Below are 26,481 nucleotides of genomic sequence, written 5' to 3'. Positions count from 1 at the left end.
CGGGTCAGTTGAGAGGTCCGCCGGCCACGTACATGACCTGCCCGGAGACGAACCCGGCGTCCTCGCCCGTGAAGAAGGCGATGGCGTTGGCGATGTCCTCGGGGCGGCCGACGCGCTGTACCGGGATCTGGGTGGCCGCGGCGGCCTGGAACTCCTCGAAGCCCATGCCGACCCGGGCCGCGGTCTGCGCGGTCATCTCGGTGACGATGAAGCCCGGGGCGACGGCGTTGGCGGTGACGCCGAACTTGCCGAGCTCCTTGGCCAGGGTCTTGGTGAAGCCCTGGAGGCCCGCCTTCACGGCGGAGTAGTTCGCCTGCCCGCGGTTGCCGAGCGCCGAGGAGGAGGACAGCGACACGATGCGGCCGAACTTGGCCTCCACCATGTGCGACTGGACCGCCTTCGCCATCAGGAACGCGCCCTTGAGGTGCACGTTCATCACCAGGTCCCAGTCCAGCTCGCTCATCTTGAAGAGCAGGTTGTCGCGGAGCACGCCCGCGTTGTTGACGAGAATGGTCGGGGCGCCCAGCTCGGCGGCCACCCGCGCGACGGCGGCCTCCACCTGGGCGCTGTCCGACACGTCGCAGCCGACGGCGAGGGCGGTGCCCCCGGCGGCCGTGATCTTCTCGACCGTGTCCTTGCAGGCCGCCTCGTCGAGGTCGAGTACGGCCACGGCGCGGCCCTCGGCCGCCAGGCGTACGGCGGTGGCGGCGCCAATGCCCCGCGCCGCTCCCGTCACGATGGCGACACGCTGCTCGGTGGTGGACATGCTTGGTTCTCCTCGCCCTTGGATCGCGGCTCAGCGGACGTCGGGACAGTCCTGGAGCACGCTTTCCCTGACAGAGGAGTCCCGATGACTGAGCAACCGCTTAGTACCTTCAGCAGACGAGACGCTAGAAGCCCTGGCACCCGGTGTCAACGGCCCACGGGAACAGTGGCCGCATGTCACACCCGACGGGGTGGCTGCGCAGCCCTCCGGGCCACCGGGCCGGGGCCTGTCAGCGCACCAGCAGATCGAGCAGCCGGTCGACCTCCCCCGCCGGGTCCAGCGTGAGGCCGCTGTGCACGGCACCCGGCTGGACGACCGTGGAGCGCGGCGCGATCAGCCAGCGGAAGCGCCGCCCGGCGTCGTCGCCCGCCGCCTGGCCGGCCCCTTCGCCGCCGCCGCAGACTCCCTCGACCGCGCGCAGGGCGGCCCGCACCCCGACGACGTCGGCGTCCGGGTCCAGTGCCCTCAGCTTGTTCTCGTCGAGGTGGGTACGGGCCGCGACGAAGGACTTGGCCCGGCAGTACACAAGGACACCCGCGTTGAAGCACTCACCGCGCTCGACCCGCGGGACCACCCGCAGCAGCGCGTACTCGAAGACATCGCGCTCGCTCATCGGCCGTTCTCCTCGCCGCTCCGCGCGGCACTGTTCCGGCCGGCCCCGCTCTGCGCGGCACGGTCCTTCTTCGTCGGGTGGGGCCAGGGAGCAAGGTGATCGGTGAGCCAGCCCGGGGCCCGGGAGGGAGTGGTCCTGGTGGGGGCGTCCAGCGTGATCCGCTCATGGATCGTGGCGGCGCGCGCCAGCAGCGGCCGCACATACGCCCGGCGCAGCTCGTCCGTCGAACCGAAGCCGGGCTCGTCGGTCAGCCAGGCGTCCGGCACGTCGGCGGTGACCTCGGTGAGCAGCTCCTCGGTGACGAGCGGGGCGAGCGCGGCGGCCGCGGCCGCGATGTCCGGCCCGAACGGTGCCAGGACGTGGTCGGAGGCGTTGTACGGCTTGGCCGCCGAAGCCTCCGCGCCCGGCCAGTTGTGGTGCCAGATCATGGTGGCGCCGTGATCGATCAGCCAGGGGTCACCGTGCCAGACCAGCATGTTGGGGTTCCGCCAGGACCGGTCGACGTTGTTGATCAGCGCGTCGAACCACACGATCCGCCCGGCCTCCACCGGGTCCACCTCGTACGCCAGCGGATCGAATCCGAGCGAGCCGGGCAGATAGTCCATGCCGAGGTTCAGCCCACCGCTCGCCTTGAGCAGCTCCTGCACCTCCTGATCCGGCTCCCCGAGCCCGATCACGGGGTCGAGCTGGACGGTCACCAGCTCGGGCACCCGCAGCCCCAGCCTGCGGCCGAGCTCCCCGCAGATGACCTCCGCGACGAGGGTCTTGCGGCCCTGGCCCGCACCGGTGAACTTCATGACGTACGTGCCCAGGTCGTCGGCCTCGACGATCCCGGGCAGCGAGCCGCCCTCCCGCAGGGGCGTTACATAGCGGGTCGCCGTGACTTCTGTCAGCATTTCCCCAGGCTATACGGCGGGACTCCCTGCAGATCCACGGACCGAGGTCAGGGCGGTAGAGCCTGGGGGATCACCTCGATGAGCCCCGCAGGAATCCGGGGAGAATCCGGGGAGAATCCGGGGGTTTTGACCGGCAGCCCAGCGCCCAAGGAAGCCATCGATCACGGCCCGGCCCCGATTCCCGGCCTCCGGCTCCCGGCTTCCGGCATGAGGTGCGAGCAGTAACCAAGCGTGGTCGACGGCGATACGTCCTCCGAGCGCTGGGCCACCTGGTCGTCATCAAGGAACTCCTCGGCCACGCCCACATCGGCGTCACCGCCACCGTCTACGCCCACGTCCGACTCCGCCTGCAACGCCAAGCCATCGACACCCTGGACGACGCACTCGGCCCGACCGACGACGACCCCGACGACCCCGACGACCGGAAGTATCTCCGGCAGACCCTTCTTCATTCATCGTTCTGCGATTACTGACCTCGTCGATGAAAGAATTGGCCAAACTCTGCACGCCTTGGTAGCGCTCAGGTCAGCGCGGCGGTACCCATCGCACATACAAAAGCTCCAACGGAAACGATGAGCCGCCCACACGCTGCGAGCAGCTCTTCATCATTCCCTTCTGGTCACGCCGCGGGCTTCGGAGCTCCTGTGCGTAGAAATTCACCATAGATTCGATGCAGCAGAACTGCATACTGATAATGGGTCTCGATAACTTCTTGCGCGTGGGTGACCGTACGGGAAGCCCGCGAAGCACGGCGGCGGGCCGATGAGGCCCTGGCGCACGAGATCACGGTGATCCACCTCGCCTCCCGGCGCAACTACGGCGTCCCGCGCGTCACCGCCGAACTGCGCCGGCAGGACCGGCTGGTCAACCGCAAGCGGGTGGCACGGGTCATGCGGGAGCACGCCATCGTCGGGAACAGCCGGCGCACCGGCCGCCGCAGCCTGACCAAGGCCGACACCGAGGCCGCCCCGTCGCCGGACTTGATCGGCCGGGACTTTACCGCCACCCGCCCCGGCACGAAGACCGTCGGGGATATCACCTACATCCCCACCGCCGAGGGCTGGCTCTGCCTTGCCTCGTGGCTGGACCTGGCCACGCGCGAGGTCATCGGCTACTCGATGGCCGACCACCACCGCGCCGAACTCGTCGTCGACGCGCTCGACTTGGCCGCCGCGCTGGGCCGCCTGGAGCCCGGCTGCGTAGTCCACAGCGACACGCGGATCGGAATACACCTCCCGTCAACTGCGCGACAAAATCGCCATGTCGGGGAACAGGCAAAGCATGGGCCGGACCGGGAGCTGCTTCGACAACGCCGCCGCGGAGAGCTTCTGGGCCGTACTCAAAGAGGAGATCGGCACCCGCTTCTGGCCCGACCGCCCGCGCCAGCATCTTCGACTTCATCGAGACCTTCCACAACAGACGCCGCCTGCGCAAGCACGTCCACTGGGGCTACCTCACACCCCACGAGACACGCCTGCGCCACCAGCAGGATCAGGCCCTCGCGGCGTAACGACGACGTGTCCAAGATCATGGGGAACTTCACACACTGCCTGAACCTGCAAGTCAGACGCCTTCTCGACCGGCTCAGGGATCGCGACCACTCCACATGATGCGTCATCGGAAGGGCGTCGCAGGAATGGCCTCGGCAGAAGCCTCAGTTCAGACGGGGTTTTCTCGGGACCTGAAGCTGCTTTCGGGTACCGAGAGCAGCAAACGGGCGTCCCAACGGCTCCCAAGAGGTTCGTGACCTCTTTCATCCCTCGAGGTCCGTCAGCAGCACGTCCAGGACTGCCTCCTCCTCCACACGCAGCGCATGCTCGGTAAGAGCCAGCGCCAGACGCGGGTCCCATGGCGACAGCGCCGGCTTCCCGCCCAGGGGGCGCAGATCAGGTCCGGCAACTGCTACCGCCTCACGGTAGTCGTGCGCCATGTAGCGCCAGGGCCGCCAGGGCACGTGCCTCAACAATGTCGTAGCGATGCGTAGACCGCCCCAATCGAAGTCGCCGTGGTAGCGGAAAGCGGCACCGAGCGCGTGCAGACGGGCGAGGAGGGTGAGGGCAGCGGCCGACGGCTGGCCCTGGACGCAGACTAGCGGTCGGGCAGCCGGGCCGTACCTGTCCGCCGCGGCCGAAAGGACCGCAGGATTCTCACAAATGTGGACCACGGGCGGCGTCGTCCGCGGCGGACGGTTGGCGAGCTGCCGGAGGGTGAGCACGCATGGGTCACCCACGTCGGCCATCCAGTCCAGGGCCGGAGTCCCTCGGAGGTTGAGGGTGAGAACCGTCGAGGAGACGTCGTCCCGGAGCAGGCCTGCGGAAGCCCACGCGGCCCGCCGCCAGGCCGCTCCTGCTCCCTCGGGGTGGCCGGTCAGAGCGCGGGCTCCGGAGAGGGCGAGGGTGGCCACTGGCGTGCCGTCGTCGAGTGCGTGAGCACTTCCCAGAACGTCCGCGGCGAACACGGACAGCGGCCGTGCCGGTTCGACAGGAAGTTCCCGCAGTACGCGGACGGTCTGCTCCACCAGCTGACGCGCTGCGGCAGGCGTTCGGGCAAAACGGCGCACGAGGCCGTCATCACGAACACGCACAGCCCAAGCGGCATGATGCGGAAGGTCTTCGGCCAGCAGGGTGATAGGTGCACAGGCCTCCCTCCAGGCGTGATCCTCGCTCCGGCGGGCCTCTTCGAGGGGGACGACCCGCCCGGTGAGCGACGTCACGGCCGCCGCCAGGCCTTCGGGGCTGATACCCGATCTGACCAACACGGCCTCCACGGCGTCGAGCCGGACCGTCAGCGCCCTGCCCGCGCTTGGTGCCCGGCCGAGCAGCCGCTCGGCCGCTGCCCGCTCGGCCGGGGCCGGCATGGCCAGCGAGACCGCTCCGGTCAGTGGCTGCCCGCGCTCCAGCCGTCGGCGTACCCGCTCCACCAGCCACGCCAGGTCCGCGCCGCCGAGGAGTCGGCGCAGACGCGCCTCGTCCACCGGCGGTCCGCTCAGGCCCACAGCGGCTCCGGGTCTGCCGGATGCACCGGGTCCTCGCGGCGGGTGCGCGCCGTACCGTCCCATTCCCAGCGGGTGACCAGAACCGCTGCCACCTCGTCGACCCGGGAGAGCTGGGCGATGGCGATGCCCGGCACCTGCGGATAGCAGGCCCACTCCCGCTCGCTGGTCATGACCACATCCAGGTCGAAGGCGTGCAGGAGTCCGAGGCACTTGGCACGCGAGTCGTCGTCGACACCCGCGAAGGCCTCGTCCAGGGTCACCAGGCGTGGCGCGTACGGGCTGCCCGCGCTCGCGTAGTGCGAGGAGGCAGCCGCGAACAGGGGGACGGACACCGCCAGGACGCGTTCACCTCCGGAGGCGGGGCCTGTAGCGGGTACCCAGCGACCGTGCTGCTGGCGCTCCACGGCGAACTCGTGCCAGGAACGGTAGTCGAGAGCGGCAGTGAGGTGCTCCAGCCAGCTGCCCGCCGCGTCCTCGGTCTGCTGGCGGGCGATCTGCGTCTGCAGGAACTCGCCGACAGCGGCCCGGTCTTCGGCCGTCCAGGCATCCGCGGTCTGGAGCAGACGGCCACGGGCCTGGGCAAGGCCGACCGGGGCCTTGCGAGAAGGCCGCCACACCAGGCGCAGCCTCATGCCGGTGGAGGTGGGCCGTTCCTCGAGTTCGGCGTTCATGGCCAGCACCTGCCGTTCGGCGGCCGCGATCAACTCCTGCAGGGTGCCGGCCACCTCGGTGATGAGGTGGGTTTCGAGGATCTCACGCTCGTGTGCGGAGAGGATGCGGGTGAGTTCGCCCACCTCGACCGCAAGCGCCTCGGCGAGTTCGGGCACGGCTCGCTCACGGCCCTGGTAGACGACGTCGACGATCATGCCGTCCTCGACCATGCGGGCCGAGGCGGTGTTGCCGTGCCGCGACAGCGCGTCCTGGAGGGTCTTGAACTCCTCGCTCACGCGCCGCTGTACGCGTTCCCAGGCACCGTCCGAATCGTCCGTCGTCGACAGCTCCGATTCGAGGGCGCGGGCCAGGGCGATGGCCGGGGTGGCCGCCCACGGGCCGTCGTCCGCGGCCGGTACGGCAAGATCGGGAAGTGCGACGGCGATCAGCCCGCTGTCGGTGAAGCGCTGGAGCGCGGCGATGGCCTCGGAGCGGGCCGCAGCCGCTTCGGTGACGGCCTTCTCCAGCTGTTCGATGCGGCCCTCGGCCCGGCTGGCCCGCCGGTCGGCCCGCATGTGCTGTTCCTGGGAGCGCCGCTGGTCGGCAGCGCAGCCGCGCAGGGCTTCCGCGGTCTCCGCGAGCAGCCGCTCCAGCTCTGCCACGGCGGCACCGACGGTCGAACGCAGCGTGGCCAGCCGCTCGTCCGCGGCTGCCTCCTCGCGGGCGGCCTCCCCCGCCCGTGCGGCGAGTTCGGCGGTCCGCTCCCCCGCCCTGAGCACCTCTTCGCGTTCGTCTTCCGCCTGCCGGGACGCCTCGCTCCGCTCACGGAGTGCGGGCCAGAGTCCGGCCAGGACGACTTCGAGTGCGGCGAGGGCCCGCCGTACGACGGCCAGCTCCGGCCGGTCCGGTGGCAGCCCCAGATCGGCTGCGCTCGCTTGGAGTTCGGCGATGGCCGACTCGGTCCGCTCGGCGGCGGCCATCACCTCGGATGCCCGCTCGTCGCGCCGGGTCCGAGTCCGGCGCGTGGTGTCGGCAGCGGCCGCGGTGTCGGCGTGGGCCCGGATCAGGGGCGCGTCGTCGGGCACCGCGGCCAGCTCGGTGTCGAGCGTACGACGACGGGTCGCCAGAATCTGCGCCTGTGCGGCGACGGCGGCAGACTCCCGCTGAAGGAGTGAGAGTTCATCCCGCAGGGAGGCGATCCTCCCCCGCCGCGCGGCTTCCCGGGCGCCCTCTCCGATGTACTCGGCGGCGGGTTTGGCCCAACGGCCGGTGAGGATCCCGACACGGTGGCGTCCGTCCAGCGTGACCCGGGTGCCGTCCGCGGGCAGCATCTCCCCCCGGCCGATGCCCGGCACACCACCGGCCGGTGATGCGTCCCCCGAAGCCTCGCCGAGGCCGATCGCGTTCAGCAGCCGGGCCACCGCCTCCGCACCCACCTGGGCAGCCTGCGCGTCGCCGTGGTCCACGGCCGGGCGCAGTACGCCGGCGAGTGACGCGCCCGCGACCGGTCCGGCGTTCGGGGCCAGCAGTACGTCATGACCGTCTGCGGCGAAGGCCGCGCCGTCGGGGCGCACCCATGCGTCCAGCAGCCCGGACGCCTCCAGGGCGGCCTCCAGCCCGGCGCGGTCGTGTTCCGTGACCTCTTCCCGGAAGTCGATCAGCCGCCACAAAGGGGCACCGGGCGCCTGGTCTCGCACGCCGGGGGTCCGGGTGTACGGGGCCTGCGGCCCGCGCCGGCCGCCGGACTCCAGCCCGGCGAGTTCTTGTTCGGCGGCGCGGGCACGGGCGGCCAGGCCTGCCCGGCGTTGCGCTGATTCCGCCGCCTGGTCGGCGAGTACCGCTGCTGTGGCGCTGTGTGCCTCCGAGGCACGGCGGCGTGCGGGGTAAGGGCCGTCCTGGTGCCGGGTCCACTCCTGGAGCTCGTCCAGCAGCCCGAACGGGTCGTCGTACGCCAGCTCCTCGCACCGGCCCGCATGTTCGCGTACGGCATCGACCAGGGCCTGTCCGGCGGCCTGTGCCGTGTCCTCCGCCCGGTCCAGCGCCTGCGCGGCGTGCGCCAGCTCGGATTCCGTCTCGTCGAGCCGGAGTACGGCGGCCCGGCGTCCGGCCGCCGCCGCTTCGGCCTCGTCGGCGAGCGCCTCCACATGCGTGACGGTGCGTCGCCTGCGGTCGGTGGCTTCGGTCACCGCCGCTCGTAGGTCGGCAACCGTCTGTCCCTCGTCTCCGGGAAGGTCCATCCGCGCTGCCGCAGCCGTCTCCCGGGCCCGGAGCAGCGTGTCCCCGGACAGCTCCCGGGCGGCACGGAGCCGGTTCTCCGCGGCACCGAAGCGGCCGAGCGCCTTGGTGTGCTGGATCGAAGCCCTCTCCCGGTCGTCACGCGCGCGGAGGCAGTCGCTCTCCGCCCGGTTCAACGCCTGTGCAGCGCGCTCCAGTTCACGGGCGCTGCGCATCTCCGGGCCCTCGCGCAGCGCCGCGTCGGCGGCCTCCAGCCTCGTCCGGGTCTCGGTGAGTACGGCGACGTGTTCCTCTGCGGCCGCCCGGTCCTCCTCCGCCCCGGTCTTCTCGGCCTGAGCCTCGGCAAGGTCTCGCAGCAGGTGCTCGTACTTCGAGTGTTCGCTGCGCGGGAGGCGGGCGCGACGACGGGAGGCCGCGCGGGCATAGCGCCGGTAGTGGTCGAGAAACACGGAGGCCGCGCGTTCTGCGGCCCCGGCTGCCCGCAGCTCCTCCTTCTCCTCGTCCAAGGAGCGGAAGGCTTCTGCCACATCCGCGATGACGGCCTGATCCATCGGCGGAAGTGCCTCGGTGAGGGCGCGGGAGAGAGCGACCTCGTTGGGACGCTTGGACAGCTGGGGCTGGCGCAGCTGGATGAGCAGGTCCACGAGGGCCGCGTAGCGCTGCTCCCCGAGGCCGAACAGCGCCTCGTCGACAGCCCGGCGGTAGGCCTTGGCCTGGTCGTAGACCATCCCCCGTCCGGCGACCGCCTCGATGAGCCGGTCCCGGGACAGGACGGTGCCGGTGGCATCGAGCAGGCTCAGTGACCCGTCCGCGCGTACGCCGGCCGGTCCGTGGTCGATCCGCTGCCCGGTCACCGCCCACCAGTGCCGGGCGATGCCGCGCCCGCTGACGGCCTTGAGCCCGCACAGGAGCGTACGGAACTGCTCCTCACCGCTCACCTCGTCGCGGCGGCCGAACTCCACCCAGGTGTAGCCGAGACGTTCGGAGTGCGGGTGCTCACCGCCGAGCAGGAGGTTCCACTCCATCCGTTTGCCGGCGTCCCCGTCCGGTTCCACTCGGCGCGCGCTGAGGTCCCCGTCGAGGAGGAAGGGCAGGGTCAGGGCCAGCACCTTGGACTTGCCGGTGCCGTTGTTCCCCCGGAGCAGGAGTCGGCCGTCGCGGAAGTGGAACTCCTCCACGTCGTAGTGGAAGAGGTCCACGAGGCCGATCCGCAGGGGCTGCCAGCGGGGGCGCGCAGGGGCGGGGGATGCGGGGCGGGGGGTCAAGGCCGGTGCGCCTTTCGCTGTGCGGGCACCTGCGCGGTGCCGGCTGTACGGGGTTCGCGTACGACGGTCTCGCCGACCGCGTAGCGGGCGAGCGCCGGACGCGGCACGATACCGTCGGCGGTGCGGGAGACCAGGCCGAGGGCGGCGAGCCGGGCGACGGCCTGCTCGACCAGTCCCCCCTCGGCTCCCGGCTCACGGGCCGATTTGGACCAGAATCCGCTGTGCTCGGCTGCCAGTTCGACAACTCGGCGCTCAAGGACTGCCGTGGGGACGGCCAGGCCTCCGACCTCCGTCAGGTACTCGGCGAGCAGGAGGGTGACGTGGCCGCGGGTTCCTGATTCCGGCATGCGGGCGTCGGTGAGGTCGTCCTCGGGGTCGACCATGGCGATGCCTTCGGCGCGCACTTCGGCGACCAGTCCGGTCAGTTCATTGATGCGTGCGGTGAGGAAGCCGCGCTGGCGCGTGAGGTAGCCGAGTTCGGTGTCGGTCAGCTCGTCGTAGTAGAGGACGGGGTCGTCGAGCAGCCGCCGGGTCAGCGAGCGGCGCATGGCGCGGAAACGCAGTTCGTCGCTGTCGAGGGCCGTTTCCGCGGTGAGCTCGGTGAGCCGGTCCTCCAGCGTTTCGGCCCGGACGGTGGAGGGTCCCCGGCGGGTGGCGAGCAGACCTGCGAGTACCCGCCGTTCGACGTCGTAGAGGACATCGCCTGATCCACTGACGTACGCGTCCTCGTCGCCGGCGACGCGCCGCAGGACTCCGAGGTGGAGCAGGAGCCGTACGACGGCGGCCAGGTCGAGTCGCTCGTCACGGCGGTCCAGCGTGAACTGGATGCCCGCCTCGGCCAGATGAGGGTCCTTGGCGTCCAGGACGATCTGGTCGGCGAGGCGGCCCAGCGCGATCTGCGCCTCGCCGCGTTCGAGGGCGGCGAGGGCGAGGCAGAGCAGGACGTACCGGCGGCGGCTGAAGGGGGCGGCGCTACGGGTGACCTCGCGCGCTGGGTGGGTGGCGTCGGCCGGCACACCGGGGACCTTGCCCAGGCGCGCGGTCTCGGCGTCGACCTGGAGGGACCAGCCGGTGTTGCGGTCGAACCACTCGCGCAGCTCAGAGGCATGGCGCCGGACGAGGCGGAACTCGTCTGCGTACGCGCCGTGTGCGAGCAACAGGGGCTGCTTCAACAGGGCACGGGCGGCCTTACGCCGCTCGGCGGCGTGCTGCCCGTCCAGTACTTCGGCGAGCGGGGTCGTCATCGTGTTCCGTCCCCTCCTGCTTCTTCGGTGAGGTCGACGATCTCGATCGTGTGGTCGGGGCCGCGGAAGATCCCGTCGGGTGTGCGGACCTCGGCCGTGGCCCCGTCTGCCGGTGCCGTGAGCCGGATCTCCATGGAACCGTCGCCGCTGGTGGCCACGGCGTGCGTCATCCCGGGCCGCCACGTGGCCAGTGCGTCGCCGAGGAGCTGGAGGAAGAGCCGGAAGCTGAGGGGGTCGAGCTCACCGAGCCCGGACAGCCTGGTGATGCCGTGGGTGACGAGCCGGGCCCGGGCGGCGGCAGTCTCGGCGGCCTGCTTGGCGGCCGTCTCGGCGAGCAGTCGGCGTGCTTCCTGCCTGTCCTCGACCTTCCGGGGTTTGCCGCGCCGCTCGTAGCTGCCCGTGCGGCGCAGCTGTGGGCTGATCCGCAGCGGCTCGGCATCGGCCCACGCGGTGGCCGCAGGCTCGGGCCGGGCGTGGCGGGCTGCCAGCGTCTCGGCGTCCACGGTGAGGTGCCGGGCCGGATAGAGCCCGAAGGCGGTGCGCCACAGCTGGTGCCGGGCGTCGTCGTCGGGCGCTTCGGCGAACCAGCGCGCAAGGGTACGGAAGTCGGCGGAGCGGTCCGAACGTCCGGCCCGCCGCTCGTTCAGCGACCGTACGACGGCCAGCAGCTGAGGGATCGCGCCGAGCGCCCGGCCCCGCAGCAGCCGGGCCTGCGACTCCCGGCCGTCCCGGCTGAGGAACCAGGCCGCGAGGCCCGCCCAGCGGCCGGCCCACCGCTCGTACGCTGACTGCCCCGCGTACGCCGCCTCCTGCGGGGTGGCGTCGGCGGCCTCACGGGCGGCCGCGGCCCGCAACAGTATCTCGATACTCCCGCCCTCCTCCAGCTCCAGGATCAGCCGGGCGATGCGACCGCCGAGGGTGATCAGGTCCTGGATGAACCGCTCCAGGTACTGAATGAGCTGATCCTTGTAGGCGAGGAAGACCTCCTCCCCCACGTCGTGGAGGTCGATGGTCCGCTGGAGCGAGCTCATGAAGGCCCGCGCGTTGTCGGCAAGCGCGCCGAAACGACTCGCGAGCCCGTCAAGCGCCAGATGCGTCTTGGCCGGATCGGGCTCCTCCTCTGCCGCCAGCACGAGCAGAGCCCGCAGCTGCGTCACAATGTCGTGCAGCGCGACGGCCTGCAGCGCGCCCCGCCGCCCGAGCGCCTCGTCGTACGCGGACAGGGCCTCCTCCGCCGCCTCGCCCTCCCGCGTGAGCTGGTAGATGAACCGCTTGCGGTAGAAGTCCTCGACGGCGGTGACCCGCCCGGTGTCCGGGTCGGCCCGCAGATTGCCCCACCCGACCAGCTTGTCCAGTGCGCCGACGACAGCCTCCACCTCGCCGGGCCGTACGGCGGCGGCCAGCCCCGCGTACACGTCTTCGGGCCGCAGGTGCACGGCGAACCGCTCCTTGGCGAGGAGGAAGGCCCGCATCACCGCCCTGTAGAGCAGCACGTTCGGAGCGGTGAGATGTGCGAAGGGCCCGTACCCGTCGGGCGGGCCCTCCACCTGCGGAGAATTCATGTCCATTGCAGGCCATCCTGCCCGAGCGACACCCATGAGCGGCAGGAACGTGGGTACATGACTGATTCGTAACGCTCTTGATCACGTCACGTCACACGTGACGGCTGGTTCAGCGTGCGTCTGACGTCCGGACCAGAGCCCGTCTGGGCAAGGTCCACCAGCACGCCGGTCATATCCGTGTGTCCGAGGTGCGGTTCGTGGCGCGCGCCCGAGGGGCGGGTACGCGCTCGCAGAGGTGCGGGCACGGCCGGTGCAGAGCAAGGGCTGGACGTCACGCGTCCGGTGCATTTCCATGAGGGTCATGAGGAGCACACTGGACTTCGACGAGGGCGACCTGCGTCGGTTGGCGGGATCACGGTCGTTCGAGCGCAGTCTGGACTACTTGTCCTCCGTCTCCGCACTGGAGATCTCGGAGAGGACGATCACCGCGACCGTCGACGGCAACGACGTCTACGAAGTGGAACTGACCGGGCATGCGAAGAGTCTCGCCGGAAAATGCTCCTGCCCGTACGGGCAGGAGGGCAACTTCTGCAAGCACTGTGTGGCCGCGGGCCTGACCGTACTACGGCAGGCGGATTCGGTTCCCGGGCAGCGCGCCGCCGCCGCGTCCCGCGGCCGACAGCTCGATGCCTGGCTCGAGTCCCGCGGCCGCGACGAACTCCTCTCCCTGGTCCGGGAACAGCTCGCGGGCGACCGTGCCCTGCGCCGCCGGCTGGAACTGCGTGCGGCGGCCGCGGGGGACGATCTCGACGCCTTCCGCGAACGCGTCCTGGGGCAGCTCGACACCCGGCCCTTCGCCAGGTACGGCTACGTCGAGTACGCGGAGGCCAACGCGTACGGCCTCCAGGCCACCGAGGCCGTTTCCGCTCTGCGCACCCTGACGGAGTCCGGCCGGGCGGCGGAGGCGATGGAGGTGGCCCGGGAGGCCATGTCGGTCCTGGGCCGGACATACGGCGAGATCGACGACTCGGACGGCGCCGTCGGCGACGTGGCGGGGGCGCTCGCCGAGGTGCATCTGGATGCCTGCCGGGCGGCCCGCCCCGACCCGGCGCTGACCGCCGACTGGCTGGTGGACCATCTCCTGAGCGATCTGAACGACGTCACCGACATCGCACTGTCCGACTACGAGGACGTGCTGGGCGCGGTGGGTCTGGCGCGGGCGCACGAACGGGTGGTGCCCGCCTGGCGTGCCCACCCGAAGGGATGGGCGGAGAAGCACCTCATGGAACAGCTGACGAAGCTGGAAGGCGGCGTGGACACGCTGATCGCCGTCCACGCGGCGGACCTCGCCCCGTCAGGCGCCACCCACCTGGTGATCGCCCGGGAACTCGAGCGGGCGGGGCGCCCGGCCGATGCCCTGGAATGGGCCGAGCGCGGCCTGCGCGGGGCCGATCCCGACCGCGGACCGGACGCCCACCTGGTGGATTTCACCTGTGAGCGCTATGTTCTGGCCGACCGCCGAGCAGACATGATCACGGTCCGCCGCGACGTCCTACGGCGCCGCCCCTCCCTGGCCGCGTACCAGGATCTGCGTGCGGCAGCCCGCGCGGCCGACTGCTGGGACGCGCCGGAACGCTCACGAGCACTGGACGTGTTGCGTGCCGACGCCCGGCCCCACCAGGGCCTCGGCCACTCGGGCTCGGCCCTGGTCGACGCCCTGCTGGACGACGGCGACCACGACGCCGCCTGGGAGGCAGCCGCCGAAGGTTACGCCGACGGCCGCCAGTGTCTCACTCTCGCCGACCGCATTCGGGACCGCCGCCCCGCCGACGCCCTGACCGTGTACCTGCGCCTGATCACCCCTCTCCTCGCCCTGACGGGCGACGCCACCTACCAGCAGCTGACCGAGCTGCTGCTCAGCGCCCGCGCCTGCCACATCGCCCTGGGCACGCGGGACAGGTTCACCGCCTGCACGACCACCCTGCGCGCCGACCAGAAACGCAAGCGCAAGCTGATGGCCCTGCTCGACCGGCGCGGGCTGTGACGTCCGGGCCTTCCTACGGGGCGCCGTCGGCCGGGACGCGGCCCGGGAACGGGCGGCCGGTGGCCGTCACTCCGGGTCCGCCTCCTCGCCGGTCCCCTCTTGCCCGGATCGCCGCGCCACCGCCTTGCGCAGCGCCACCAGCCCGTAGCGGCGCCCGATGTCCACGGTGTCGCCGTAGTGGTGCTCCTCCAGGAGCGGAAGGATCTTGGTCCGCCAGGTCCGTTCCAGGCCCCGTCCCGGAAGACTCCCGGCTTCATCAGGCAGGACGGTCCGATCCGGAAGTCGGCGTCACGAGGTCGGAAGCCTTCGAAGAAGTCCTCGTACGCGTACGAGGGGTGGAACTGCACCAGCTTCACCTGTTCACGTCCGCCGCCGAGGTACTCGGCGAGCTCCTGCGCGAGGAAGGTCTTCCCGGTGCCCGGAGGGCCGTAGAAGATCAGCTGTCTCTCGTCGGCGAGAAGACTCCTGATCTCCCGCAGCCACTCCACGTGGTGCACGTGGAGCTTTTCGCGCAGTTCCTCGGTGGGCTCGGGCAGCTCCACCTCGCGGCGGACCGTGACGGCCAGGGGCTCGGCTCCGGATTCTCCCGCGCTGTCCCGGGCCTCCTCCACCAGTTCCTCGTCCCTGACACCCAGACCGTCGATGATGGTCTTGGAGGTGGTCAGGTCGACCACGTCGTGTTTCAGCGACAGTCGCTGGCGGAGTTCCTCGGGCAGTTTCTCCAGCGGGAAGCCTTATCTGCCCCACTCCACGGGACGCCGCAGATTGCTGCTGCCGTCCTCGGCGACTCTCTGTACGACGCTTCCGGTGATCTCGCCGATGTGGAGTCGGCCGTCGGAGACGGTGCACAGTGTGTCCCCTGGTCGCATCCGGGACATGAAGGCGTGCAGTTCTTCGACGAGCCGCGCCTTCTCGTCGAAGGTCGCGGCCGACTCGTAGTCCTCCTCGACGAAGGTACGGAGTTGCTCCTTGCTGACTGGACGACGCCCGGCCTCAGTCGGAGACCGCCGAGGGTCACCCGGCCTTCGGGAAGCCATACCCGCTGGACGAGGTCGGGTCCGGCTGGGTGAGCTCCCCTGACGAACCACGTGCGGCTGGGGCCCGACCAGACCTCTTCGAGGAAGTCGGCGCCAAGGACGGGGCCGCGACCCCTGCTTTCCGGCCGTGGATTGCCCCGGCCTGCGACGACCGTCCACGATCTACGGGGAGAGCACCGTCACGGCGAGGGGGGAACGGTGGGAAGCAGAACACCCCATGGCACGACCGGAGCGCGGCACCCGGACGAGTTGGCCGCCGCGGTCACGATCACCACCTCGCAACTGGCACAGCCGGTTGGCCGGTTCCACGGCGACAAGGCGGCCATGGTGCTGGCGGCGGTACGCACGCCCGAGCGCGTGCTCTCGGAACTCGACACTTGTGACGACGTGATCGACGAGGCCTCGGACGCCGGCCGGAACATCGCTGACCGTCTGAGCGAACTGCTCGCGGCTGAGGCTCTCTCGGACATCCCGGCGCAGCTGGACGCTTTGGAGGCCACCTCCATGGCTGTCCGGGACACAGCGACGACACGCACTCTGTTGAACCGCCTCCTTGCGCTGGAGGAGGAAGTCGGACTCCGGTGTCCGGAGGAGCGTAAGCGCGACCTCGGCTGACACGACCGCCCCCCACCCGTGGTCGCTTCCTCCCGGCGGGTACGAAACCCCCCTCCGGGTGGATACCGTGACGGTGTCCCCCGAAGACATCCGTCCTGTGGGCGTCGTTCCCGCGTCCGAGTGGACGGCAGCTCGTACACATCGCACCACGCAGTCCGCACGATCCCACCGAGCTGGGCGGCTACGAGCTGCTCGGCCGTATCGGCCACGGCGGTATGGGACAGGTGTACCTGGGCGAGTCCCCGGGCGGTGAGCCCGCCGCGGTGAAGGTGATCAAGCCCTCCGTGGTGGATTCGGAGACGCGGCAGCGCTTCGCCCAGGAAGTGGAGATCCTCAAGAAGATCTGGGGCGCCCGGATCGCCGCTCTCCTGGACGCCGATCCGGACGCGGACCGGCCGTGGCTGGCCACCGAGTACATCGAGGGACTCGACCTGAGTCGGCAGGTGGCGAGCCACGGCCCGCTCCCCTCCCTGCTCACGGCCTCACTCGGAGCGACTCTCGCCGAGGGGCTGGCGCCGTCCACAAGCAGGGGCTGCTGCACCGCACTTTGGTGTAGGAGGGCGACCCGCGAGCCAGTACCGGGCCATGCCGCTGGCTCACCCTGAACTGGCAACTGCGCCCGTGCCACCTCCTCCTTCATCTCCGTCAGGACACCGCCCGCGTCCAGCAGCTCATCCGCCTGGTCGATGAACCGTGGGGGCGGGCCCCGCCACCCCTGTTCATACGCGGCGATCGTGGAGACGGAGTAGCCCAACCGTTCCCCGAAGTCCCGGCGTTCCAGGCCGGCCCGCAGCCGGAAGCGTTTGAGCTGGCGGCCGAAGACCCGGAGCATCCCTGACCCCGCCTCCGGCTCGGGGCCGTGGCCGGGGTCCTCTTCAGCCGACTGCGTCGTTTCGCTCATGCCCGGCGTCACCTCCACCGGCGAACGCCGCTCCGCGTCCGCCGTCACGCACCGCACCGCCTACACCCGCGCACCGGTCGCCTACCGCTACCGCCCGTAAGCGCTCTGTCTCTGTCAACGGTACGGGCACGGCGGAAGCGTGTACCCCGTGAACAGCGAAACCTCCCCCGCGCAAGCACCCGCCGAGACCTACGAGTTCTCAATGCGCTTCACCTCCTCGCCCCGGGGCGCCCGTCTCGCCCGGCGGCTCGTGTCCCACTGCTGCGCGTTTCGCGCCAATTGACCAGCAGGTTTCGGATAGTCCAGGGTCTACCGCCCCTCCTCCGCCGTAGCCTCGTCGGTCCGTGTGTACACCGCACGGGGAACCAAGGGGGAACGAGAACGTGAGCGCCATCCACGCGGGCCCGGCCGGCTACCGCATCTCCATCGTCGACGAGGACCCGCTGCGCGCCCGGCGCGAGGCACGCGAGCTGCTCGCCGCAATCGTCTGCACCGATCCGGAGGCCGCTCTCGACGTCCCCCGCGCGCGGGAAGCCCAGGACAGCACCGACAAGGGTGGGCCCGTCACCGACCTGATCGGGCTGGTGTTCAGCGGTGGTTCCCTGGTCGCGGCCGGTGTCCAGCTCTGGCTGGCGCGTGTCCCGCAGCGGACCGTCGTCGTCACCCGGCCCGACGGTGCGACTCTCCGTATCTCCGGCAAGGAGGCGCAGGCCGACGAGGAGCGGATCGAGCGGTTCCTCGCCGGTGGCACGGGGGACCGTCGTCCGGGGAACGGCGACGCGGAGGACGGCGACACGGACGGGCCGACCGACGCGTGAGTGACAACGACCGGTACGCCATGCTCATCGGCGTATCCACGTACGACAGCGAGGGCTACCACGACCTCCCCGCCGTCCGAGCCGACCTGCACTACATGCGCTCGGTGCTGGAGAGCACCGAGATCGGCATGTACAACGACTGCGCGATGGTCGCCGAGCCGACCCGCGCCGAGATGCTGCACGCGATCGAGACGTTCCTGGAGGAGCGGCAGTCCAACGAGACCGCGCTTCTCTACTTCAGCGGCCACGGCGAGTTCTGCGAGGCCGACAACCAGCTGTACTTCCTCACCCGGGACGCCGACCCGGACGACCTGCCCGGCACCGCGGTGCCCGCCGAGTTCCTGGAGCGGATGCTCCAGTCCTGCCGGGCGTCCTCGAAGGTCGTGCTGCTGGACTGCTGCTCCAGCGGTTCGGTCGTCCAGGGGTGGACCGCCAAGGGCGCGGCGGGCAGCGACACCCGGCCCGCGCCGAGCACCCTCCTGCGGCCGACCGGCGTGTACTTCATCACCGCCTCCGACGCCCTCCAGGCCGCCTCGGCGATGGCGCCGACCGGGTCCTCCCTCGGCACGTCCCGGTTCACCGGTGAGATCGTGGAAGGCCTGCGCGCCGGGCTGATCAAGGACAGCGGCTGGATCACTCCGGACGACCTGTTCGAGTACCTGACGACGCAGATGGTGCGCAACGGCGTGCCCGAGGAGCAGCGGCCGACCAAGTCCACCTTCCGGGCGACACACTCCCTGCCCCTGGCCCGTTCCGTGGCCCGGTCCGTGCACCTCCCCGCCCCGCCCAGCGACGCCGCCCAGGCGGCCCAGGCCTCCCCCGCGCTGCTCAAGGCCCGGGAACTCGCCGGGCTCGACGCCCGCGACGGCATCGACCGGCAGCAGCTGCTGCGCTACTACGCGCACTGCCTGGGCGCGCAGGAGGCGTCGGGCATGCTGCCCGACCGGGACAGCGGGCGGGGCTCCGCCTACTTCCTGCTGGGAAAGGGATCGGAGACGATCCAGTCCGGGCTCGGGCACGACCTCCCGGCCCCCTCGCAGTTGCCGAAGCCGAAGAACACGCGTGCCCAGTCCGACAACGCCGGGCTGCAGGAGTACTGGTACGGCTATCCCGCTGTGACGCTCCCCGAGCGCGGCGGCAGCGGCCGCCGCCGTGCCGCCGTGCAGATCGCGCCGTTGTTGATCCAGTCGATGGAGCTCGCCCCCGACGAGGACGGCCGCGACCGGCTGCGCCCGAGCGGGGTGCCGTCCCTGCATACGAAGCTGATCACGGAACTTCTGGAGGACGACGCCGCCGCCGACCTCCTCGCCCGCTGGCAGCCGACCTGGCAGGAGGGCAACAGCGCGCAGATGGTGCGGGCCGTGCGGGAACTCCTGACGCTGCTGGACGTCCCGGAGCTGGAGCCCTTCGATCTGTCGGCGCTCAGCGAGCGGTCCGTGATGGACTCGCTGCGGCCCGGTGCGCACAACGCCGCGGTCCTCCTCGCACCCTCGGGTCTGGAGCGGATCGCGACCGAGGCCCTCGTCGACAACCTGCTCCAGATGTCGACCCGCACTGCGCAGATTTCCGGCACTGCTCTGGACGCACTCCTGACGGTCGGTGGCGGCGGGGACGCGAGCGGCGTGGCGCCGGCCGTCGTCGCCCCGGGGCCCTGCAACGAGAGCCAGGAGCAGGTGATCCGGTCAGCGATGACCCGGCCACTGACCGTCGCCACCGGGCCGCCCGGTACAGGGAAGAGCGAGGTCGTGACCGCTGTCGTCGCGACCGCTGTCGCCGCCGGACAGACCGTGCTCGTCGCGTCCACGAACAACGAGGCCGTGGACGTGGTGGCCGAGCGCTGTGACGCGATCTCTCCCGGGCTGCTGATGCGGACGGGGAACGCCGACGCGTTGGAACGCGAGGCCGCGAAACTGGAAACGCTGCTCGAACGGCCCGTGGATCTCCCGGGCCGCGGTGCGGCGACGGTGGCCGGCGATCTGCGCAACCGGCACGCCCGGTCTGCCGCGCAACAGGCGCAAGCGGCGCGGCTGGTGGGTGACGAGATGCGCCTGCTGGAACTGTTGCGGGAGCGGTCCCGCCGCACGGACGAGCTGACACTGCCGGTGGAGCTGCTGGAGGAAGCCTGGGCGGAGAGCGAGGTGGCCATGCTCTCCCGTTGGGAGGAGCGGGCGCGGAAGACCGCCGCAGCCGGTTGGTTCACGCTCGGCCGCCGGCGGAGAGGGCGAGCGCTGTCCGCGTTCGTCGCCGCGGCCGGTGTGGATCCAGTCGGACCATGGCCGTCGTGGGCCTCGGCACGGCCTGTGCCGCCCGAGCTTCTCGTCGCCGTGGCGGACGCCGTGGCGGTGGAGAGTGCCCTGCGGGAGCTCGTACCGGAGCTGCTCAGCCGCGACGAGGACGAGCTGAAGCGGGTACGGCTGGAGAGCGCCGCGGGGCTGTCGGAGACATCCGGTGAGCTCGCCCGCGCCCTGGCGGCCGAGGCCATGAGCCGGGGGCGCTCGCTCATGGGGCAGCGGCTCCAGGCGCTGCGCCGACGCTCGGGCTTCCAGAAGAGCCAGCGGAACCTGATGACCCACCTCAAGGGGTGGGCCATCAGCACCCACTCGGTACGCCAGCTGGAACTCGTCCCGAAACTCTTCGACCTCGTGGTGATCGACGAGGCGAGCCAGTGCTCGATCCCGGCGGTGCTTCCCCTGCTGTTCCGTGCCGAGCGGGCGCTGATCATCGGCGATCCCATGCAGCTCGGGCACATTCCCGGCATCACACCGCAGCAGGAGCGGCAGGCACGAGTACGGACCGGGCTGAGCGCGGCGCTGCTGGAGGACCATCGGCTCGCCTACCACGTGTACGCCTCGTACCACTCGGCCGCGCAGCACGGTGAGGAAGCACTGCTGCTGGACGAGCACTACCGCTGCCATCCGGCAATCGCGGACGTCGTCAACGGCTACTGCTACGCGGGGCAGTTGCAGGTCCTGACCGACGTCCGGAAGCAGGTGCCGGCGGCCGACCCGTTCGGCACGGCCGACCCGGCGCCGGTACTGGGCTGGGTGGACGTACCGCACGGCGAGTCCGCGCGGGGCGGCGGCGGCCGGTCCTGGCGCAACGCGGCGGAGGCGGAACGGGTGCGGGAGACAGTGGACGAGCTGCTGCTGCGCCTGCCCGAGTACGCGACGGTCGGGGTGGTGACTCCGTTCCGGGCCCAGAAGGAGGTACTGGCCCGTGTCTGGGCGGACGACGAGCGGGTCCGCGTGGGCACGGTCCACGCCTTCCAGGGCGGGCAGCGGGACGTCATGGTGCTGAGCCCGGTGGCGGCCGGCAACACCCCGCCACCGACGACGCACTGGGTGGCGAGCCAGGTCAACCTCTGGAACGTGGCGGTCACCCGGGCCAAGTCGCAGCTGATCACCGTGGGCGGTCACGCCTTCTGGCAGGGGCAGTCGGGACTACCGGCACTCCTCGCGGAACGGTCGACGCCGCTGCGCGGCGGGGCATACGCCACCCCGGACACGACCGTCGGGGCCGCGGCGGCCTCCGGGTTCCGTGAGGAGCTGGCCGACCGGCTCCAGGAGTACCTGGGAGCCCGCGGCATCACCGACCTGGAGCGCGCCGCGGTGGTCGGCGGACACACCGTGGACCTGCTCTTCACCGTGGACGGGGCGAACACGGCGGTGCTGATCGACCCCGGCCCCCGGCCCGATCAGGATCCGGCGCGGCACCTGCGGCTGACGCACGCGCGCGGCGACCTGCTGACGGGGCTCCCGTCCGGCGGCGCGGGGGCGAAGTCGGGGGCGGTGGACCGTACGGTCCGGGTGCCCGCATGGCGGATCCTGGCCGGCGGGGCAGCGCTGGAACCGCTGTTCGCCTGAGCGCCGGCAGAGGTCGAGAGGGATCGGCAGGCATCGACAGGAGTCGGCAGGGAGCGGCAGGAAACAGCGACCCGCGGAGGAGCAGGTCGGTCAGCCCCGCAGGCTCCGCACGACGAACGTCATGTGCTGGACGTTGCCGACACGGAGCCAGGCCGTGGCGTTGCCGGTGCCTGTCGCACCGAACGACCCGCGTGGCAGGCACGCATGACAATGCGTCTGCCGTGGCTCGCCCCTGTCGAACCGGCCCTGCCGCGCCCGGCCGCTCCCTGATTGGGCACAAGGCTTGAACCACCGGCTACTCGGACTGACTCCGGAACTTCCGCGCGCTGACCGACACGAAGCTGCCGCTGGGTCCCCTTACCGTCATGGTGGGACCCAATGCGGCTGGCAAGTCCAACGTCCTTCACGCCCTGGAGTTCCTGGGTGATGTGGCTCGGCAGGGGATCGAGCCCGCGCTCGACGAACGGGGCGGCTTCGACGGTACTGGCCTTCCGGGCGGGCGCCGACCGGTGTCCCGTATCCCGGTCGGAGTACAGGGAATCTGGTCGGAGTTCTCTTCGGAGGAGGAGCCCGACCGCTTCGAGCTGAGCGTGTCCTGTCGGAAGCGCCCGGATTCCCCGGGGCGCGGCAGAAGAGTCTTCTTCCGCCAGGAACGGTTCACCCAGCATCCAGCGGCAGGGACGACGACCTCGGTCGGACTGGCAAGCGACCGGTTGACCGCCAGCCACTCTCCCTGGAGCGACCGCGTCGAGCGCATTGCATCCGGTCTGCACCACCCGATGGGGCTTCCGGCCTCCGACCCCTCCACGGCTGCCATTGGACGCGTTGACTCACCACCTCACAGACAGATCCGGGTCTTCGACCCCGATGTACGCGCCGCCCGGAAACCCTGGGGATCAGCGAACTGGGCTACCGCCACCTCGCGAACGACGCCTCCAACCTCTCCGGCTTCCTCAAGGGCCTCCAGGACCACGGAGATGCCTGGGAGAGAGATCCGGAGCCACCGCTCCTGACGTGAGCGTCGAGGAGATCGACCAAGGCATCCATTCGCATGCCTTGAGTCTGCTCGTCGGCCGACTCCGCGAGGCCAGCACCCGCAGCCAGTTCCTGGTGACCACGCATTCCCTCGTCGTTCTGAACGACCTGGAGCCCGAGGAGCTCGTCGTCCGCGAGCGGCGCGACAGCGGTGCGTCCGTCATCCCCGCACGCCGCCCCAAGGACATCCAGCGGATCGTGGAGAAGTCCGAGTACGAACCCATGGGGGACCTGTGGCACTCGGGCGCTCTGGGCGGTGGCCTGTGAGCCCCAAAAGTGCACCGTCCCGTCGACGCTCGGTCATCGTCGTGGCGGGGAGAAGGCGACTACGACCGCAACGTCCTGAAGCACCTGATTCCCGCCCTGCACCCGGGACGGTGTCCTGAGGTGCGGATGATGAAGAAGCCCATTCGCCTGGCTCGCGCTCAGTCGAAGCTCTCGCCCCGCCTCCGGGAGATAAAGAAGTACGCAGAGGCTCTCGCCGACACGGCAGAGCTCGCCGGAATCGTCATACACGCCGATCTCGACGCGGTCGCCAACGAAGTTACGAAGAGCTCCGCCGCCGGATCAGCGAGGAGATGCACGGCGTGTTCAGGGCACACCTGCCGCACTCGCCCTCGCCGCCTATGAGATCGAAGCGTGGCTCATGCTGTTCCCCGACGCCTTTCCGAAGGTAAGGCCGAACTGGCAGATGCGTGAGGCGGACTGCCGACGCGACCTGGCCGAATTGGAGAAGGCCAAGGAGCATCTCGTGAAACCCTGCGTGGTCCCGCCCGGCCTACACTCGTGACCACCGGTACCGGCTCCGGCAAGACCGAATCGTTCCTCATCCCGGTTCTCGACCACTGCCGCCGCCTGCGGGCCCAGGGCCACTGTGGCATCAAGGCGGTCCTGCTGCACCCGATGAACGCGCTCGCCACCGACCAGGCGGGGCGCATCGGCGACTACCTGAGCCGGCCCGAGCTCGCGCAGGTCACGGCCGGCCTCTACATCGGCGACCGGCCGGACACAGACTTCCGCCGGGTCATGACCCGGCGCGAGGAGATGCGCGTCACCCCGCCCGACGTGCTGTTCACTAACTACAAGATGCCCGACCTGCTCCTCCAGCGCGGAGAGCACCGGTCGCTGTGGGAGGGCGCCGACCTCGCGTACGTCGTGCTCGACGAGTTCCACACCTACGACGGGGCCCAGGGCACCGACGTGGCCATGCTGCTGCGCCGCCTGGCCGCCGCGACCGGAGCGTCCCGTCCCAGCCGACCGCTCGGGTCCATCTGCCCGGTGGCGACATCGGCCACCCTCGGCGAGGGCACGGCGGGCAAGGACGCCGACGGAACTCTGGACGTCGCCGCGCGGGTGTTCGAGATGCCGTCCCCGGCCGACGCGGTCGTCGGGGAGGAGCGGATGTCGGCCGAGGGGTTCACCGGCGCCGTCGACTACGAGCTTCCGGAACCGCTGATGCCTCAAGAAGTCATCACGGCGGCGGCACGCGACCCCGACTCCGACGAACGCGGGCCTCGGCCGGTCCTGCACATCGATGCCCACCTGTAGGTCCGGCCGGTCACCCGCGTACTGCGCGGCGTGGGACCGTCCCCGGAGTTCCGCTGGTACGAGGACGACCGCACCGCCGCCCGCCGCGCCGCGCTCAACGCCGCTCCCCTCGCCGACAAGGATCCTGACGGTTCCTCGGGAGACTGGCCGTCGGCGAACCGTCCCCAGCCGCTTCCCGGCGCGGACACGGCCGTCCGCCCGGCCGAGGTACACCTGCCCGCCGTGTACTGCCGCAACTGCGGACGCTCCGGCTGGGCAGCCCTGTCCCCCGAGACCGACCCACAGCGGCTGGTCATGGCACAGGACCGGATCTGGCGGGCTGCCGTGGGCCGGGACAAACGGCGGAGTCGATCCCCTGTCCGTGATGGTGCTGGACGACGGTCAGGGCACCTACCAGCTGCCGAAGTCCTCGGACTCCACCGAACTGATCGACGCCTGGTTCACGCTGGCCCTGCTCGACAAGAAGACGGCCGACCGGGCCGTGAAGGACGACCGCTGCCCGGCCTGCCACACCGACAACAGCATCCGCTTTCTGGGCACCGCGCGGGCGGCTCTCGCATCGGCGACGGTCATGCAGCTGTTCACCGGAGGCGACATCGCGCTCGTTCCCGAGGAGCGCAAGACACTGCTCTTGTCGATCAGCTGGCGCTGCGCACGGTGCGCGAGGCCGAACCCGGCAGCAGCAAGCAGACCATGGACGACAGTCAGGCCGTGCGTGAGTGGCGTGCGCTCCTCGACGAGTTGGGCGAGGACGGCTGGGACCCGGAGTTCCTGCACGACGAATGGACCCAGGTGATCCTCGGTCAGGCCGTCGCCAATCGTGCCGACTACTCCCGTGCCCGTCGCGCAGGGCGCGGCCGAAGCATCACCCGGGGCGAGCGAACCGAGATCTGGCAGCTCTCCGAGCGCTCCACACAGCGGCTCGACCGCCTCGGACGGCAGACCTGGGACCAGGTGGCGGAACGGACCGCGCGGCTGGAGATCGGGCGGGAGCAGTGCATCCTCTCCATCGCGCGTCAGCGGGAGGAGGCGGGAGGGCTCGACAACATCCATCTCCAGGGCGGTTCGGGGGGACGGCTCCGCTACCGGTACCGGCACATCGTCGTGGACGAGGCGCAGGATCTACGCCCCGCGCATTGGAAGATGCTGCGCGCGATGGCCCCCTCACGAAGCCGACGATCTCTTCCTCGTCGGCGACACCCATCAGCGCATCTATAAGAATCAGGTGACGCTGGGAAGCCTGGGAATCAACATTCGCGGCCGGTCCTCGAAACTGAGCCTGAGCTACCGCACCACACGTCAGATCCTGCGCTCGGCCCTCGACGTGCTGGGCGAGACAGAGCACGACGACCTCGACGGCAGCGAGGAGACGCTGGCGGGCTACCGGTCCGTGCTCAGCGGTAGGCCCCCGGCTGGGCACTCGTTCCCGGACTGGGCCCAGGAGCGCGAAGGCATCGCAGCCCTGATCAAGGCGTGGGACAACAACCCGGAACTGAGCATCCCGCACGAAAGGATCGCGATCTGTGTGCCGACGAACCAGATGGCGGCCGAGGTCGGTCACACGCTCGGACTGCATGGCATCCCCGTACGGTCGATCGCCGCGGCGCACGGAGTACCGGTGCCGGCCATGGCCATCGCCTGAGTGCTGGCCTGGCCGGGCATCACAGGGGCCATCGTCGGCGCCCGCAGGCCGGGCCAGCTCGACGATCTGCCGGCAGCGGACGGACTGAGGATCCCGGAGGCAGATCTGCGCCAAATCGCGGCGACCATCGAGGAGTTCGGCGTGGGTCCGGTGCGGCCGCCGATCGGTTGAGGGATGTCCCCCGCAGCCGGGCCCGGGGGCTTTCACTGCCGCTGCCTCCGGAGCACACCCGCCGTCGCCTACGGACGGCCCGGCTGCCTGTCGCTACCGGCAAAACGCCGATGCTAATCTGCCGGTCGTGCCTATCCTGTTCCTCATCTGCGGTCTCCCTGGTTCCGGCAAGACGACGTTGGCCAATCGTCTGGAACAGGGAATGGTCAGCTCTTCGACTGACCGCTGACGAATGGCTGTTCGAGCTGTTTCCGGCCTACTCCGACGAGGAACTGGACGCCACGCGCGCACCGGTGGAGCGGTTGCAGTGGCGTACCGCCCTGCGGATTCTGGAAACCGGCGGGAATGTGGTGCTCGACTGGGGGCTGTACGCCCAGGGAGAGCGCGATCAGTACCGGAGCGAGGCGCAGGCGCTGGGCACGCGGGTAGTGCTGTGCTTTCTCGACCTGCCGATGGACGAGCTGCGTGCTCGTCTCGCCAAGCGCAACGCGGATCTCCCGCCAGGCACGTATCTCATTACGGATTCCGTGCTCGATACGGCGCTCCACTACTTCCAACCGCCGACCGCCGACGAGCTGTCCGCGTTCGATCCGTTCCCCAGCGCTCCGACTCAGCAGGCCCCTTACAGCGGCTACTGAGG

At 70.6% G+C, this 26,481-nt stretch carries 19 protein-coding genes and 5 pseudogenes; 14 read left to right on the top strand and 10 right to left on the bottom strand.

The window, feature by feature from the left end; genetic code table 11:
• Positions 1 to 4: 4 nt before the first annotated feature.
• From fabG to ACIGJO_RS24495, 3 genes are all read right to left on the bottom strand, one after another.
• Complete coding sequence (fabG, locus tag ACIGJO_RS24505; protein ID WP_073718729.1) at positions 5 to 766, bottom strand: 3-oxoacyl-ACP reductase FabG; 762 nt, start codon at positions 764 to 766, stop codon at positions 5 to 7.
• A 229-nt stretch (positions 767 to 995) separates the two neighbouring features.
• The gene (locus tag ACIGJO_RS24500; protein ID WP_399961384.1) at positions 996 to 1,379 is read right to left on the bottom strand and encodes a DUF3037 domain-containing protein; all 384 of its coding nucleotides are present in this window, start codon (positions 1,377 to 1,379) and stop codon (positions 996 to 998) included.
• The gene (locus ACIGJO_RS24495; protein WP_399961382.1) at positions 1,376 to 2,275 is read right to left on the bottom strand and encodes a HipA family kinase; all 900 of its coding nucleotides are present in this window, start codon (positions 2,273 to 2,275) and stop codon (positions 1,376 to 1,378) included. Before ACIGJO_RS24495 ends, ACIGJO_RS24500 begins: the two co-directional genes overlap by 4 nt.
• Before the next feature lie 269 nt (positions 2,276 to 2,544).
• On the opposite strand from ACIGJO_RS24495, the pseudogene ACIGJO_RS24490 reads away from it, so the two are divergent.
• A pseudogene (locus tag ACIGJO_RS24490) lies at positions 2,545 to 2,748 on the top strand (hypothetical protein); the annotation flags it as partial.
• Between the two features lie 249 nt (positions 2,749 to 2,997).
• The gene (locus tag ACIGJO_RS24485; protein WP_399961380.1) at positions 2,998 to 3,885 is read left to right on the top strand and encodes an IS3 family transposase; all 888 of its coding nucleotides are present in this window, start codon (positions 2,998 to 3,000) and stop codon (positions 3,883 to 3,885) included.
• Positions 3,886 to 4,028: 143 nt separating this feature from the next.
• On the opposite strand, the gene ACIGJO_RS24480 is transcribed toward ACIGJO_RS24485, so the two are convergent.
• From ACIGJO_RS24480 to ACIGJO_RS24465, 4 genes are read right to left on the bottom strand one after another with little or no spacing between them, the layout of a single operon-like run.
• Entirely contained in the window at positions 4,029 to 5,249 is a 1,221-nt protein-coding gene (locus tag ACIGJO_RS24480; RefSeq protein WP_399961378.1) for a TIGR02679 family protein, read from the bottom strand.
• A gap of 11 nt (positions 5,250 to 5,260) precedes the next feature.
• On the bottom strand, positions 5,261 to 9,421 hold the full coding sequence (locus ACIGJO_RS24475; protein ID WP_399961376.1) for a TIGR02680 family protein: 4,161 nt from the start codon (positions 9,419 to 9,421) through the stop codon (positions 5,261 to 5,263).
• The gene (locus ACIGJO_RS24470; protein ID WP_399961374.1) at positions 9,418 to 10,665 is read right to left on the bottom strand and encodes a TIGR02678 family protein; all 1,248 of its coding nucleotides are present in this window, start codon (positions 10,663 to 10,665) and stop codon (positions 9,418 to 9,420) included. The genes ACIGJO_RS24475 and ACIGJO_RS24470 overlap by 4 nt, the downstream gene beginning before the upstream one ends.
• The gene (locus tag ACIGJO_RS24465; protein WP_399961372.1) at positions 10,662 to 12,233 is read right to left on the bottom strand and encodes a TIGR02677 family protein; all 1,572 of its coding nucleotides are present in this window, start codon (positions 12,231 to 12,233) and stop codon (positions 10,662 to 10,664) included. The genes ACIGJO_RS24470 and ACIGJO_RS24465 overlap by 4 nt, the downstream gene beginning before the upstream one ends.
• Positions 12,234 to 12,528: 295 nt before the next feature.
• On the opposite strand from ACIGJO_RS24465, the gene ACIGJO_RS24460 reads away from it, so the two are divergent.
• Positions 12,529 to 14,211 (top strand): SWIM zinc finger domain-containing protein, encoded by a 1,683-nt coding sequence (locus ACIGJO_RS24460; RefSeq protein ID WP_399961370.1) that lies wholly within the window; start codon positions 12,529 to 12,531, stop codon positions 14,209 to 14,211.
• A gap of 311 nt (positions 14,212 to 14,522) precedes the next feature.
• Here ACIGJO_RS24460 and ACIGJO_RS24455 read toward each other — a convergent pair.
• Together ACIGJO_RS24455 and ACIGJO_RS24450 are read right to left on the bottom strand one after the other, a co-directional pair.
• A pseudogene (locus tag ACIGJO_RS24455) lies at positions 14,523 to 14,699 on the bottom strand (AAA family ATPase); the annotation flags it as partial.
• 246 nt (positions 14,700 to 14,945) lie between these two features.
• Positions 14,946 to 15,248 (bottom strand): hypothetical protein, encoded by a 303-nt coding sequence (locus tag ACIGJO_RS24450; protein WP_399961367.1) that lies wholly within the window; start codon positions 15,246 to 15,248, stop codon positions 14,946 to 14,948.
• Positions 15,249 to 15,446: 198 nt separating this feature from the next.
• Here ACIGJO_RS24450 and ACIGJO_RS24445 point away from each other — a divergent pair, with 198 nt between their 5' ends.
• Together ACIGJO_RS24445 and ACIGJO_RS24440 are read left to right on the top strand one after the other, a co-directional pair.
• On the top strand, positions 15,447 to 15,863 hold the full coding sequence (locus ACIGJO_RS24445) for a hypothetical protein (RefSeq protein ID WP_399961365.1): 417 nt from the start codon (positions 15,447 to 15,449) through the stop codon (positions 15,861 to 15,863).
• A 215-nt stretch (positions 15,864 to 16,078) separates the two neighbouring features.
• The gene (locus ACIGJO_RS24440; RefSeq protein ID WP_399961363.1) at positions 16,079 to 16,468 is read left to right on the top strand and encodes a hypothetical protein; all 390 of its coding nucleotides are present in this window, start codon (positions 16,079 to 16,081) and stop codon (positions 16,466 to 16,468) included.
• On the opposite strand, the pseudogene ACIGJO_RS24435 reads toward ACIGJO_RS24440, so the two are convergent.
• Positions 16,450 to 16,764, bottom strand: a pseudogene (locus tag ACIGJO_RS24435) (helix-turn-helix domain-containing protein); the annotation flags it as partial. The gene ACIGJO_RS24440 and the pseudogene ACIGJO_RS24435 overlap by 19 nt on opposite strands.
• 139 nt (positions 16,765 to 16,903) lie before the next feature.
• On the opposite strand from ACIGJO_RS24435, the pseudogene ACIGJO_RS24430 reads away from it, so the two are divergent.
• From ACIGJO_RS24430 to ACIGJO_RS24390, 9 genes and pseudogenes are all read left to right on the top strand, one after another.
• Positions 16,904 to 17,023, top strand: a pseudogene (locus ACIGJO_RS24430) (ATP-binding protein); the annotation flags it as partial.
• Positions 17,024 to 17,147: 124 nt separating this feature from the next.
• A complete protein-coding gene (locus ACIGJO_RS24425; RefSeq protein ID WP_399961361.1) occupies positions 17,148 to 17,582 on the top strand; it encodes a hypothetical protein in 435 nt (144 codons plus the stop codon).
• Positions 17,579 to 21,445: an AAA domain-containing protein gene (locus ACIGJO_RS24420; protein ID WP_399961359.1), complete on the top strand. Its 3,867-nt coding sequence runs from the start codon at positions 17,579 to 17,581 to the stop codon at positions 21,443 to 21,445. Before ACIGJO_RS24425 ends, ACIGJO_RS24420 begins: the two co-directional genes overlap by 4 nt.
• 326 nt (positions 21,446 to 21,771) lie before the next feature.
• A complete protein-coding gene (locus ACIGJO_RS24415) occupies positions 21,772 to 22,458 on the top strand; it encodes an AAA family ATPase (RefSeq protein ID WP_399961727.1) in 687 nt (228 codons plus the stop codon).
• 1 nt (position 22,459) lies between these two features.
• Complete coding sequence (locus ACIGJO_RS24410; RefSeq protein WP_399961356.1) at positions 22,460 to 22,747, top strand: AAA family ATPase; 288 nt, start codon at positions 22,460 to 22,462, stop codon at positions 22,745 to 22,747.
• A 519-nt stretch (positions 22,748 to 23,266) separates the two neighbouring features.
• A complete protein-coding gene (locus ACIGJO_RS24405; RefSeq protein ID WP_399961353.1) occupies positions 23,267 to 24,028 on the top strand; it encodes a DEAD/DEAH box helicase in 762 nt (253 codons plus the stop codon).
• Between the two features lie 630 nt (positions 24,029 to 24,658).
• A pseudogene (locus tag ACIGJO_RS24400) lies at positions 24,659 to 25,610 on the top strand (UvrD-helicase domain-containing protein); the annotation flags it as partial.
• A gap of 60 nt (positions 25,611 to 25,670) precedes the next feature.
• Complete coding sequence (locus tag ACIGJO_RS24395; protein ID WP_399961351.1) at positions 25,671 to 25,841, top strand: hypothetical protein; 171 nt, start codon at positions 25,671 to 25,673, stop codon at positions 25,839 to 25,841.
• Positions 25,842 to 25,951: 110 nt separating this feature from the next.
• Positions 25,952 to 26,479 (top strand): AAA family ATPase, encoded by a 528-nt coding sequence (locus ACIGJO_RS24390; RefSeq protein WP_399961349.1) that lies wholly within the window; start codon positions 25,952 to 25,954, stop codon positions 26,477 to 26,479.
• Positions 26,480 to 26,481: the final 2 nt, after the last annotated feature.

The sequence above is a fragment of the Streptomyces sp. NPDC079020 genome, assembly GCF_044542225.1.
Taxonomy (GTDB): Bacteria; Actinomycetota; Actinomycetes; order Streptomycetales; family Streptomycetaceae; genus Streptomyces.
This window is presented reverse-complemented; position numbering and strand designations above follow the sequence as displayed.